At 39.6% G+C, this 12742-nt stretch carries 14 protein-coding genes; 10 read left to right on the top strand and 4 right to left on the bottom strand.

The window, feature by feature from the left end; genetic code table 11:
• Nucleotides 1-4: 4 nt before the first annotated feature.
• A complete protein-coding gene (locus tag OGM16_17680; GenBank protein UYJ46578.1) occupies nt 5-880 on the bottom strand; it encodes a 4Fe-4S binding protein in 876 nt (291 codons plus the stop codon).
• The gene (locus tag OGM16_17675) at nt 873-1013 is read right to left on the bottom strand and encodes a CD1871A family CXXC motif-containing protein (protein UYJ46577.1); all 141 of its coding nucleotides are present in this window, start codon (nt 1011-1013) and stop codon (nt 873-875) included. The genes OGM16_17680 and OGM16_17675 overlap by 8 nt, the downstream gene beginning before the upstream one ends.
• A 77-nt stretch (nt 1014-1090) precedes the next feature.
• Here OGM16_17675 and OGM16_17670 point away from each other — a divergent pair, with 77 nt between their 5' ends.
• The 3 genes from OGM16_17670 to OGM16_17660 all read left to right on the top strand — a co-directional run bounded on the left by OGM16_17670 (nt 1091) and on the right by OGM16_17660 (nt 3538).
• Nucleotides 1091-1831, top strand: coding sequence for a response regulator transcription factor (locus OGM16_17670; protein UYJ46576.1), 741 nt, complete (start codon nt 1091-1093; stop codon nt 1829-1831).
• A complete protein-coding gene (locus tag OGM16_17665; GenBank protein ID UYJ46575.1) occupies nt 1828-3006 on the top strand; it encodes a HAMP domain-containing histidine kinase in 1179 nt (392 codons plus the stop codon). Before OGM16_17670 ends, OGM16_17665 begins: the two co-directional genes overlap by 4 nt.
• A gap of 64 nt (nt 3007-3070) precedes the next feature.
• Nucleotides 3071-3538 (top strand): hypothetical protein, encoded by a 468-nt coding sequence (locus tag OGM16_17660; protein UYJ46574.1) that lies wholly within the window; start codon nt 3071-3073, stop codon nt 3536-3538.
• 237 nt (nt 3539-3775) lie between these two features.
• On the opposite strand, the gene nagB is transcribed toward OGM16_17660, so the two are convergent.
• On the bottom strand, nt 3776-4504 hold the full coding sequence (gene nagB / locus OGM16_17655; protein ID UYJ46573.1) for a glucosamine-6-phosphate deaminase: 729 nt from the start codon (nt 4502-4504) through the stop codon (nt 3776-3778).
• Nucleotides 4505-4785: 281 nt separating this feature from the next.
• On the opposite strand from nagB, the gene OGM16_17650 reads away from it, so the two are divergent.
• From OGM16_17650 to nagA, 7 genes are all read left to right on the top strand, one after another.
• The gene (locus tag OGM16_17650; GenBank protein ID UYJ48506.1) at nt 4786-5475 is read left to right on the top strand and encodes an N-acetylmannosamine-6-phosphate 2-epimerase; all 690 of its coding nucleotides are present in this window, start codon (nt 4786-4788) and stop codon (nt 5473-5475) included.
• Between the two features lie 41 nt (nt 5476-5516).
• Complete coding sequence (locus tag OGM16_17645) at nt 5517-6434, top strand: dihydrodipicolinate synthase family protein (protein UYJ46572.1); 918 nt, start codon at nt 5517-5519, stop codon at nt 6432-6434.
• 82 nt (nt 6435-6516) lie between these two features.
• Nucleotides 6517-8022, top strand: a complete 1506-nt coding sequence (locus tag OGM16_17640) for a sodium:solute symporter (GenBank protein ID UYJ46571.1) — start codon at nt 6517-6519, stop codon at nt 8020-8022.
• 16 nt (nt 8023-8038) lie between these two features.
• A complete protein-coding gene (locus OGM16_17635; GenBank protein ID UYJ46570.1) occupies nt 8039-8491 on the top strand; it encodes a YhcH/YjgK/YiaL family protein in 453 nt (150 codons plus the stop codon).
• Between the two features lie 133 nt (nt 8492-8624).
• Nucleotides 8625-9518 carry an ROK family protein gene (locus OGM16_17630; protein ID UYJ46569.1) on the top strand — a complete coding sequence of 298 codons (894 nt, stop codon included), beginning with the start codon at nt 8625-8627 and terminating at the stop codon, nt 9516-9518.
• 10 nt (nt 9519-9528) lie between these two features.
• The gene (locus OGM16_17625; GenBank protein ID UYJ46568.1) at nt 9529-10368 is read left to right on the top strand and encodes a MurR/RpiR family transcriptional regulator; all 840 of its coding nucleotides are present in this window, start codon (nt 9529-9531) and stop codon (nt 10366-10368) included.
• A gap of 13 nt (nt 10369-10381) precedes the next feature.
• Nucleotides 10382-11536, top strand: a complete 1155-nt coding sequence (gene nagA / locus OGM16_17620; GenBank protein ID UYJ46567.1) for an N-acetylglucosamine-6-phosphate deacetylase — start codon at nt 10382-10384, stop codon at nt 11534-11536.
• Nucleotides 11537-11793: 257 nt separating this feature from the next.
• On the opposite strand, the gene OGM16_17615 is transcribed toward nagA, so the two are convergent.
• The gene (locus OGM16_17615; GenBank protein ID UYJ46566.1) at nt 11794-12675 is read right to left on the bottom strand and encodes an AraC family transcriptional regulator; all 882 of its coding nucleotides are present in this window, start codon (nt 12673-12675) and stop codon (nt 11794-11796) included.
• Between the last annotated feature and the right edge of the window lie 67 nt (nt 12676-12742).

The following is a 12742-nucleotide window of genomic DNA, read 5'->3' as shown; positions in this document are numbered from 1 at the left end:
ATTGTCAGCTGTTTCTTCTTGAAAATCCGTAATGATAGCAGATCGCATTCGTTGGACAGGCCTTCACACATGCTCCACACCGGATACATTCCGGGTGATTTGGTGTGTCTACTACATTTACATCCATTTTGCAGGAATGACTACATTTTTGACAGCTAACACATTTTTCAGAATCTACCCTAATCTTAAGAAATGATATGTTGTTAAACAGCGAGTAGGTAGCGCCAAGTGGACAGATCCACTTACAGAATGGACGGTAAAACAGAATACTTAAAATGATTACAAATACAAGGATTATAAACTTGAACATAAATAAGCGCCCAAGTGCCGCACGGATTCCTGGATTAACAAGTGACAGTGGAGCTGCGCCTTCAAGTACGCCTTGTGGACATATGTATTTGCAGAAGAATGGGTCTCCCATACCCAGCGAGTTAGTTACAAATGTCGGAAGTAGTATAACAAAGATGACTAAAACTGCGTATTTCAGATACCGCATGGGTTTTAGTTTTGCAGTAGATAGTTTCTTACTTGGAATTTTATGTAACAGATCTTGAAACCATCCAAACGGACAGAGAAAACCGCAGATAAATCGTCCTAATAGAACTCCTAGTAAGATAAAGAATCCGGTGATGTAGTAGGTGAACTTGAATTTTGATGAACCGACTACAGCTTGGAAAGCTCCAATTGGACAGGCACCTGTGGCAGATGGGCAAGAGTAACAGTTCAGCCCTGGTGCACATATTGTTTTTAGCTTTCCCTGATAAAGTTTTCCTTTAAACAGATTCGGAATATGAAGATTGGTCAGCAGTGTTGCAGTTGCCTGAAAACATCCGCGGAAACCAACCAGATAGTTCTTGTTTGATTTTAATTTTTTATCCAATTCCGACACACTCCATACACAATTTTATTGCTTTACTAAGTACAGTTGCAGCTTCTCCACGGAAAATTCCAACAAGAAAAAAAACGAGACCAACTGCAAGTAAAAAAATTTGTATTGCTTTTTCTGATTTCATTAAGGCATCACTTGTTACTGTAAGCAGTAACTGCTCCTTTCGATATTATTGTTCAAAGGCGGTTTATTGACTGTTCAATGGTTACATTATATAATGTGGGATGTAAATTCCCTGTTAAGGAAATGGAGAAAAGTGAATTGAGATTATTAGTTATTGAAGATGAGAAGAAATTATGTGATATGATTGCGAAAAGTCTGCACATGGCAGGTTATGAGGTGGATATGTGTAATGATGGAGAGCGAGCACTGGATATGATCTATACGGAACTGTATGACCTGATTGTGCTTGATCTTAACCTGCCAGGGTTGGATGGGATGGAGATCCTTCGGGAACTTCGTAAAGAAAATGAAGAGACAAAAGTATTAATTCTGTCTGCAAGGAGTCAGATTGCAGATAAGGTTGAGGGATTGGATTCTGGTGCAAATGATTATATGGAAAAGCCATTTCACCTTCAGGAACTGGAGGCTCGCGTGAGAAGCCTGACAAGAAGAAAATTTGTACAGAAAAATATCTGCCTGGAGTGTGGAAAACTTCGATTTGATACGAGAGAAAGGGTTGCATATGCAGAAAATAACCCGGTTGTATTAACGAGAAAAGAAAATGGGATTTTAGAATATCTCCTTTTAAATCAAGGAAGACCGGTCAGTCAGGAAGAACTGATTGAGCATGTCTGGGATTATTCTGTGGACAGTTTTAGCGCTTCAATCCGAGTGCATATGTCTTCTTTGAGAAAAAAACTGAAAGCAGGACTCGGATATGATCCAATCGTGAACAAAATCGGTGAGGGGTATAAGATATGGGGAGATGGCAAAGCATGAAAAAAATATCACTCCAGTGGGAATTAACACTTCTTACAACAGCGTTGATCACCATATTATGCGGATGCCTTACCTTTTTTTTATATAAAAACGGAGTCTATTATTTCGATACGCTTCAGGCATCTATCACGGATCAGGGCATAGCGCCGGAAGCGGTGTACATTGATATTCCGGATAATGAGTGGGATGACTTTGTGGCACAGTTTTCTATGGAGGTTTATAACTCCAAATCAGATTATAGAAGTAGAAGCCTTCTGATTACTGCTATTGTAGCGCTGTTTGGCGGTGCAGCGACGTATTTTATCAGTGGACGGGCATTGAAACCACTCAGGGAATTTTCGGAGACAGTGGAAAAAGTTCAGGCACAGAATCTGACAGATTATACAATCGAAGAGAATAAGATTGCAGAGCTGGACAGACTTCGTATATCTTACAATAAAATGCTCATGCGGCTTTCAGTATCATTTGAGACGCAGCGTCAGTTTACGGGAAATGCAGCACATGAGTTACGTACGCCACTGGCTTTAATCCAGGCACAACTGGATCTATACCATACAACAGAACATCCAGAGAGTACAACAGCGACAGAAGAGACAATTCAGATGGTAACGGAGCAGAATGAACGTCTTGGCAAGTTGGTCAGAACGCTTTTGGATATGAGCGAATTACAGACAGTAGCGCGAAATGACAGAATTGAAATCCATAGCCTGATTGAGGAAGTGTTGACAGATTTGGAACCGCTGGCACAGGAAAAGAAGGTTGAACTGATACAGAAGTCACAGAAAGTAAAGGAAACGGCAGACGAAGTATTATTTTTGACAGGAAGTGATATTCTGATTTACAGGATGCTATATAATCTTGTGGAAAATGCGATTAAATATAATCGGAAAGATGGAACCGTTATGGTATCAGCACTAAGGGAGAAGAACAAAGTTGTCCTGACGGTTTCGGATACAGGAAATGGAATTGATGAAGCATTCAGGGAACAGATCTTTGAACCGTTCTTCCGGGTAGATAAGTCAAGAAGCCGGGAACTTGGAGGTGTGGGGCTTGGACTTGCGATGGTGCGAGAAGTTGTGCGGGTTCATGACGGGACGATTAAAGTTTATACAAATAAGCATTTGGGGACGACATTTGAAGTGAAAATGAGTATAGAGGCAGAAAAAACAGTATAGCCGTTGAAAACCAACGTGAATCACCATCCTCTTAATTTCTGAAAAATTTGAAGCGATGTCTTCCATGATAAATCCAGATATGAAGGCGGAACTGAATGTATCGGTAAAGGGCAGCATCGGCGCACTTGCAGGAACAAATGGACAGTGTGCGTTCCGGGTAGTATTATCCGGCGGAAGCGGTGAAACGGCATACCGCACCCAAAGCAGTGATCTGGTGATGATCATTACGGCAACCCCGTATATGAGCGATGAGAATGCACAGAATGTACTTACGCTGGAGCTTGCGGCAGACTGCTGGGTACAGAAAGACAGTCACTGGTACTGGTTTAAGACGGATGGTATTATGGCACACAGCGAGTGGGTGTCTTACATGGGCCACTGGTACTACTTAAATGCAGGCGGAGATATGATCACTGGCTGGCTGTTCTGGAATGAACACTGGTATTATCTGAAGCCGGATGGTATCATGGCTGCAGATGAGATGACCCAGAACGGCTATAAAATAGGACCGGATGGAACCTGGATTCAGTAAAAAAAGAAATAAGCAATAAGAATGGGCCTTTGCCTGGCATATGCCGGGTGAAGGCTCCTTTTGTATGGATACGGCACTTTTGTTGCATAAAGGCTGTCGTTGTTTTTATATTGTGCAGAGGTTTTGAGGGGAAATGCCGAAGCAAGTAATAAATGAATATGAAAAAATACCGGTCAGCCGCTTAGCAATATGCCAAATGCCTATCCGGTATTTTATATTGGATCAGATGCAAAGAGCTTACTTAATTTTACTAAGAGCTGCCTCATCTGCAACGATGGTCACATCGTTATGAAGCTGTAAGATGGATGCAGGAACTTGAGGTGTGATGGCACCATAGAGGACCTCTTTTAAAATATCTGCCTTATCCTCTCCGCTTACGACAACCAGGATCTTTTTGGCCTGCATGATGTTCTTAATACCCATGGTGTAAGCCTGTCTCGGGACATCATCTTCTGAAGCGAAGAAGCGCTTATTTGCCTCGATGGTGCTTTCGGTCAGATCCACACAGTGGGTTTCCTTTTCAAATGCAGCACCCGGCTCATTGAAACCGATATGGCCGTTGTGACCAAGGCCCAGAAGCTGCAGATCGATGCCACCCTGCTGCCGGATGATCTCGTTATAAGTATCACATGCCTTTTGGGAATCACTTTCCAGTCCGTCCGGAACAAAGGTACGGGACTTATCGATGTTTACATGATTGAATAGGTTGTAGTTCATAAAGTAACGATAGCTCTGGTCATTTTCCGGGCTTAATCCTTTGTATTCGTCCAGATTAATGCTTGTTACCTTGGAAAAGTCCAGATCTCCTTTGTTATACCATTCAATCAGCTGTTTATAAGTGCCGACTGGAGAGGAACCGGTTGCTAATCCGAGTACACAGTCCGGTTTCATAATAATCTGTGCGGAAATAATATTTGCAGCTTTTCTGCTCATGTCCTGGTAATTCTTTGCCTTATAGATAACCATTTTCTTAATCCCCTTTTCTTTAATTTATTTATTAATCGTTTGTAATTTAGTATATCCAGAAAGAAAAAAAATTCAATAGAAAATCGATCAAAAGAAACTAGTTTCACAGATTGAAAAATAGGCCATGCGTTTGTGCATATTGTTCAAAAAGAAAAATACATTTCTGGAGATAATAAGGTTTTGGACAAAAAACATGAAACTAGTTACAACAAACAGATAATATCTTGAAAATAGTTTTATAAAAGACTATACTACGGACATGAACAGAGGAGGACAGAATGATGAATCAAAAAGTAGAAAACTTGAAAGGAAAATTGATTGTATCATGTCAGGCGTTACCAGATGAACCGTTACATTCATCTTTTATTATGGGAAGAATGGCACTGGCGGCAAAAGTCGGCGGCGCAAGCGGAATCCGGGCGAATACGAAAGAAGATATTAAAGAAATTCAGTCTCAGGTGGATCTCCCAATTATCGGAATTGTAAAAAGAGATTATGCGGACAGCGAAATTTATATTACTCCGACAATGAAAGAGGTAGAAGAGCTGATGGAGGTCAAACCGGAAATTATTGCTATGGATGCAACGATTTCAAAAAGACCTGGAAATAAGAGTTTGGATGAATTTTTCCATGAAGTAAAGGAAAAATATCCGAATCAGCTTTGGATGGCCGATTGCTCGACTGTAGAAGAAGCCCTCCACGCTGATGAGTTAGGATTCGATTTTATTGGAACAACAATGGTTGGATACACTAAGCAGAGCAAGGGTGACAAGATCGAGGCAAATGATTTTGAAATTCTTAGAAAAATTGTAGATAAGGCAAAACACAGAGTGATTGCTGAGGGAAATATCAATACTCCTGAAAAAGCAAGACGTGTGATAGAACTTGGTGCTTACAGTGTGGTTGTTGGCTCTATCATTACAAGGCCTCAGCTGATTACAAAATCATTTGTTGAGGGTATGGAACGTTAAAAGGAACTATTGAAGTTTATATAAAGAAAGGAAGTATAATCATGAGAAATCTTGAAAAGTACAAAGGAGTCATTCCTGCATTTTATGCATGTTATGACAAAGAGGGAAATGTAAGCCCAGAAGGAGTGCAGGCACTGACAAGATACTTTGTAGAGAAAGGTGTAAAGGGAGTTTATGTAAATGGTTCTTCAGGAGAGTGCATTTATCAGAGCGTCGAGGATCGTAAGATCATTCTGGAAAATGTTATGAAGGCCGCAGAGGGTAAGCTTACTGTTATTGCGCATGTTGCATGCAATAATACAAAAGACAGCCAGGAATTGGCAAAGCATGCTGAGAGCTTAGGAGTAGATGCAATTGCAGCAATTCCTCCGATCTATTTCCACTTACCAGAATATGCTATTGCAAAGTACTGGAACGATATCAGTGCTGCAGCACCGCATACTGATTTTGTAATCTATAACATTCCGCAGCTTGCCGGTGTTGCTTTAACACAGAATCTTTTTGCAGAGATGAGAAAAAATCCGAATGTGATCGGTGTGAAAAACTCATCCATGCCAGTTCAGGATATTCAGATGTTCAAACAGGCAGCTGGCCCAGACTACATTATCTTTAATGGCCCGGATGAACAGTTTATGAGTGGCCGCGTGATTGGAGCGGAAGGCGCTATTGGAGGAACCTATGGAGCTATGCCGGAACTGTATCTGAAACTGGATGAATATGTAAAAGCCGGAGAAATGGAAAAAGCAAGAGAGATTCAGTATGCCTGCGATGCAATCATTTACAAAATGTGCTCCGCTCATGGAAATATGTATGCAGTCATTAAGGCAATTCTCAAAATCAATGAGGGCCTTGAACTTGGCGGAGTAAGAGAACCTCTTCCGGCATTAGTCGAAGCAGATATGGACATTGTAAAAGAAGCAGCACAGATGATATGCGACGCAAAGAAAAAATATTTATAAGAGGGTAAAACAATACCCGGCATATGGTGTGCCGGGTATTGTGTAAAAGAGAAGAGTACTGGGGAAATTAGGAGGAAAAAGTATGCAGGGATTTACTTATATCGATCTCATCATTTTGGTCGTGTATCTGGCAGCTGTATTGTTTGCGGGTCTTCATTTTGCCAAAAAGGAAATGAAGGGGAAAGAATATTTTAAAGGAGATGGAACCGTTCCGTGGTGGGTTACATCGGTATCTATCTTCGCAACATTGCTGAGCCCGATTTCATTTTTATCATTAGCAGGTAACTCTTATGCAGGTACCTGGATCATGTGGTTTGCACAGCTTGGTATGCTGCTTGCAATTCCACTTACAATTAAGTTTTTCCTTCCAGTTTACAGCAAACTGGATATTGATACAGCATATCATTATCTGGAATTGCGGTTTGGCAGCAAAGGGCTTCGTGTTCTGGGAGCAGTGATGTTTATCATTTACCAGATTGGCCGTATGTCTATTATTATGTATCTTCCATGTATGGTACTTGGAAGTCTGACTGGTATCAGCGTAAATCTCCTGATTATTATCATGGGCGTGATTGCAATCATCTACTCTTATACGGGTGGATTGAAATCTGTTCTTTGGACAGACTTTATTCAAGGTTCGGTTCTTTTGATTGGTGTAACATTTGCTCTGGTGTTCTTAATTGCACATATTGATGGTGGAATGGGAGCTATTTTCCAGGCATTTTCACTGGAACACAAATTCCTTGCTGTTGATCAGCCGATTTTTAATCCAAATATTTTTAAAGACAGCGTATTCATTTTGATTGTTGGTGCTGGTTTTAATACAATGGGATCTTATGTATCCAGCCAGGATATTGTGCAGCGTTTTACAACAACTACAGATACGAAGAAATTAAATAAAATGATGCTGACAAATGGTGCTTTATCCATTTTTATTGCAACTGTATTTTATTTGATCGGAACAGGTTTATTTGTATTTTACAAGCAGAATGCACTGCCGCCGGCAGCTGCACAGGACCAGATTTTCGCTTCTTATATTGCATTTGAACTGCCGGTTGGTGTGACTGGACTTTTGTTAGCAGCGATTTATGCAGCTGCGCAGTCAACTCTTTCTACAGGTCTTAATTCGGTTGCTTCCAGCTGGGCGCTGGATATTCAATCTAACCTTTCTAAAGAAGAACTTGGATTTGAGAAGGAAACAAAAATTGGTCAGAGAGTTTCTCTTGCTGTTGGTATTTTCTCCATCGTTGTTGCCATGGTGCTTGCAAATGGAGGTGTGAAATCCGCATACGAGTGGTTCAATGGTTTTATGGGCCTGGTACTCGGAATTCTTATCGGAACCTTTATTCTTGGAGCATTTACCAAAGTGGCTAACACATTTGGTGCAACTGCTGCATTTATTGCAGCATCAGCAGTGATGGTATATATTAAATATTTTGTTCCTGCTGGACAGGTAACGATTTGGAGCTATTCCATTATCTCAATTGCAGTTTCACTGGTAGTTGGAATTCCGGCAAGCATCATCTGGAGAAATATAAAAGGTGATAAATCAGAGCCGGCACCGAACACAACGATTTATAAAAACTAATAAGGAGTGTATGGAAATGATTTTTGGAAATATGGATCACGTAGAAGAATTTCCGTATCTTGAAAAGGGAATAAAAGAGTGCTTTGAATATGCAAAGACTCATGATCTTGCTTCTTTTGAAAAAGGAAGTCACGAGATTGATGGAGATCGCCTTTTTGTGAATATTGTGGAGTACACAACCACAACTCCGGAAGAAAGATTCTGGGAAGCACATAAAAAATATCTGGATGTCCATGTGATGCTTCGTGGAACTGAGCAGATTGATCTGAATTTCATTCAGAATATGAAATTGAATGAATTTGTAGAAAAAGATGATTTCCTTCCAATGGATGGAAATAAGAATTCTTCCGTAGTATTAACAGACGGTGATTTTTTGATCTGTTATCCAAATGATGGACACCGGACCGCGGTTCAGGCAGGCGATAAACCGGAGACAATCAAAAAAGCAATTTTTAAAGTGAGAATTTAAGATTTTAGCAGGCCATTTATTCTGCTGAAGAAGAGGGCAAACCAGAGGTTTGCCTTTTTCGCATAAATCATATTAAGCATAACTTGAGAATGCATTTGAAATTATATATAATAGATGAAAGTAGGATTACAAGATGAAAAGGTATATAAGTATTGATATCGGTGGAACTGCTATCAAATATGGAATTATTGGTGAAGATGCTAAGATTATGCTGAAAAAATCCATGCCGACAGAGGCTGGGAAAGGTGGACCGGCTATTCTTGATAAGGTCATCGGCATTGTTAACGAAATGCTTGTGTCGCACTCAGAAATTGCAGGAATATGCATATCTACTGCTGGAATGGTAGATACAGAGACTGGTTCTATATTCTATTCTGCACCGTTGATTCCAAACTATGCTGGTACACAATTCAAAAAAATATTGGAAGAAAAGTTTCAGATCCCATGTGAAGTTGAAAATGATGTAAATTGTGCTGGCCTTGCAGAATATAGAAATGGTGCTGCTAAAGGAAGTAAAGTTGCATTAGTTTTAACCATTGGAACTGGAATTGGTGGATGCATTCTGCTAGAAGGAAAAGTATTTCATGGTTTCAGCAACAGTGCATGTGAGGTTGGATATATGCACATGGATGATAGCGATTTTCAGACATTAGGAGCGGCAAGCATTTTAACAAAAAAAGTTGCTGAAAGAAAAAATGAAATAGAAGATAAATGGGACGGCTACCATATTTTTGAAGAGGCAAAAAAGGGAGATCAGATTTGCATACAGGCAATTGAAGAGATGACGGATACGCTCGGAAAAGGCATTGCAAATATCTGTTATGTGCTAAATCCAGAAATTGTTGTTTTAGGTGGAGGAATTATGGCGCAGGAAACCTTTTTAAAAGATCGAATTAAAGGTGCCGTGAAAAAATATCTTGTATCCAGCATTGAGAAGCATACAAAAATTACATTTGCAGAAAATCAGAATGATGCTGGGATGTTGGGCGCATTTTATCATTTCTGTGGAATGCATTTAAAAGAATAGGAATGAGTTTATGGAATATTATGTGAAATCAGTTGTCCCGATTATTGAATCGAACTATGACAAGTTTACACCTGTTGAAAAACAAATTGCTAATTTTTTTATTCATAATCAGAAAAAAATGGATTTTTCAATAAAACATATTTCGGAACTGCTGTTTACATCAAAGGCGACACTGGTTCGTTTTGCGCAAAAATGTGGGTATCATGGATATAAAGAATTTATTTATCAATATGAAGAAACTTTAATTGAAAAACCAGAAAAGATTACTGATAACACTCGCATGGTATTGAATGCATATCAGGAACTACTGAATAAAGCGTATAGTCTTGTAGATGAAATACAGATTGGAAGAATCATGGGATATCTCAATAAGGCAGACCGAGTTTTGGTTTGTGGTTTGGGGAGCTCAGGGCTCTCGGCAAGAGAGATGGAAATACGTTTTATGAGAATTGGTGTTAATGTAGATTCGCTGCTGGATCCAGATATGATGCGCATGTCATCTGTGTTTCAGAATAAAAATAGCCTTGTGATAGGATTCAGCCTTAGTGGTGAGCGAGAGGAAGTCCTTTATTTACTTAGAGAGTCTAATCGTAAGGGAGCAAAAACAATTCTTTTTACAGAAAACAACAAATCTGAATTTGATGAATATTGTTCAGAAGTAGTGTTGCTGCCGTCATTAAAACATTTGAACCATGGCAATGTGATTTCACCACAATTTCCTATATTGGTCATGCTGGATATTATTTATGGCTATTATGTAGAACAAAATAAATATATCCGAGAGGGTATGCATGATAGTACTCTTCGTGCACTGGAAGAGGGAGAAAAAAGACGTAAGGAATTATATTAGGAGGATAAAAAAGATGATCATTGATAATGTGTATGTGTATACTGCCAATAAGATTTTTGTAAAAGGCGGTATTGTTTTGGACGGAGATAAAATTATGCGGGTTTATGAAGAAGAGGATGCTCCGAAGCTGACGGGGAATGTGATTGACGGTAAAGGAAATTATGCAATCCCGGGACTGATCGATCTGCATTTTCATGGATGTAAGGGAGATGATGTTTGCGATGGTGACAAAGAAGCTCTGGGACGGATTGCTGAATATGAGGCATCCGTAGGCGTTACCGCAATCTCTCCGGCTACCATGACTTTACCAGTAGAAGAGCTGGAACATGTCCTCGAAGTTGCCGCAGAATATAAGAAAGAAACAAATGATTTCCGGAAGGCAGATCTGGTTGGCATTAATATGGAAGGCCCGTTTATCAGCCATGTGAAAAAAGGTGCTCAGGATGAAAAAAATATTCTTCCTTGCAGTGTGGAAATCTGTGACCGGTTCTTGAAAGCATCCAATGGGCTTGTGAAATTTATCGGGCTGGCTCCGGAAGAGAGCAGTAATGCAATTGAATTCATTCAGGAAGTAAAAGACCGGGTGAATGTTTCCCTTGCACATACCAATGCTGATTATGAAACTGCGGCGACTGCATTTGCGGCCGGAGCCAATCATGCGGTTCATCTGTACAACGCAATGCCTGAATTTACGCACCGGAAGCCGGGCGTAGTAGGGGCAGTATTTGACAATAAGCATGTAATGGCAGAAATTATCTGCGATGGGATACACATCCACCCAGCAACGATCCGGGCAACATTCCGGATGATGGGAGCAGACCGTATGCTCTTGATCAGTGACAGCATTCGGGCAACGGGAATGCCGGATGGTCAGTATACTCTCGGCGGGCAGGATGTAAAAGTGGTTGGAAAGAGGGCTACGCTTGGAAATACTGACACAATTGCTGGATCCGCAACAAACCTGATGGATTGTATGAGAACTGCGGTGAAACAGATGGGATTGCCTTTAGAAGTAGCTGTAGGCTGTGCAACTATCAATCCAGCCAGAAGTCTGGATATCGACGATCAGTATGGATCTATTGAAGCAGGAAAGAAGGCACATGTGGTTCTATTGGATAAAGAACTTAACCTGACTGCTGTGATTAAGGATGGAGTAAGAATCTGTTAAATTTCAGGTGCGAATGATCCCAAATAAAAAGGGTGAAAATTCATGTTGGATTGAATTTTCGCCCTTTTTTATGTGGCAGGTAAAACTGGTATTTTAAGAAGGAAATCTGATGGACTGACGGAAGCGAATAAACAGGCAACAAGGCGAATCATTTATCATTCAACCGTCAGAATATCCCTTACAATTAGGCGTGGGATGGAAAAGATGTGAGGGGCCTTTCTATTGGAAGATATTCAAAGATGCTTAATAGGTAAGAATCAGCGGTTTGAAGTATTGCTGAGAAACCACTCGGGTGTATTGAAGTTGCAAGTATTAAGGTAATACATTTGTGGAGATACTCCTGTATATTTTTTAAAAACGCGGCTGAAATATAAGGGATCATCGAATCCCACCAGATGTGCAATATTTGAAATAGTCATGGTATTTGATAATAGAAAATCTTTGGCCTTTTCCATTCGTTGGTTATTTAAATATTGCATAGGAGATAATCCCATACGTTCTTTAAACATATGAGAAAAATAGCTTTCACTTAGTTTGCAGTAATTGGCCATAGAAGAAACAGACCATTTGTTTGCATATTTTGAGTTTAACTCGAGTAATAGTCTGTCAAATGAAAAATCATTATCAAAAGGTTTTGAAAGACTACTAAATGACCTGTGGATAGAACACAGAATAATATAAAAATTATGTAATACAATGTCTTGATATGACACTTTTTTAAGTTGCAATTCAGTGATAATTTCTTGAAAGAGCAATTTTAAATATAATCTTTCACCAATATAACAGGTTTTGATATCGTATGTGTTTAGAATATCCTCGCATTGATTGCCGGTGAAATGTATCCAATAGACTTCGGGTTTTTCATTTGCATAATAAGAGTAAAATTGTGGTATTCCAGGACGATATAAAACAATGTTTCCGGCAGATAATGTAGTCCATTCATTGTTTATATAAAAATGTCCGTTTCCACGATGGATATAGATGATTTGATAATCTAGTCTACCGTCTTTACGATTGCAGAAATAATCTTGCGTTTGAAAGATCTGTTTTCCACAGCAATTTACCATTAGAGGAACATCGTTATCACAATAGCCTGTTATTTTCCTCTCTTCTCTATAATGCCCGCTAATATTTATCATAAATTGTATTCATTCCCATCTTTTTAATTAACTACTATGAGAATAACACATAAAAGCAGAAAAATCC

The sequence above is a fragment of the Lachnospiraceae bacterium genome, assembly GCA_025758065.1.
Lineage (GTDB): Bacteria > Bacillota > Clostridia > Lachnospirales > Lachnospiraceae > Enterocloster.
The sequence above is the reverse complement of the archived record's forward strand: the minus strand, read 5'-3'. Positions and strand labels throughout refer to the sequence as shown.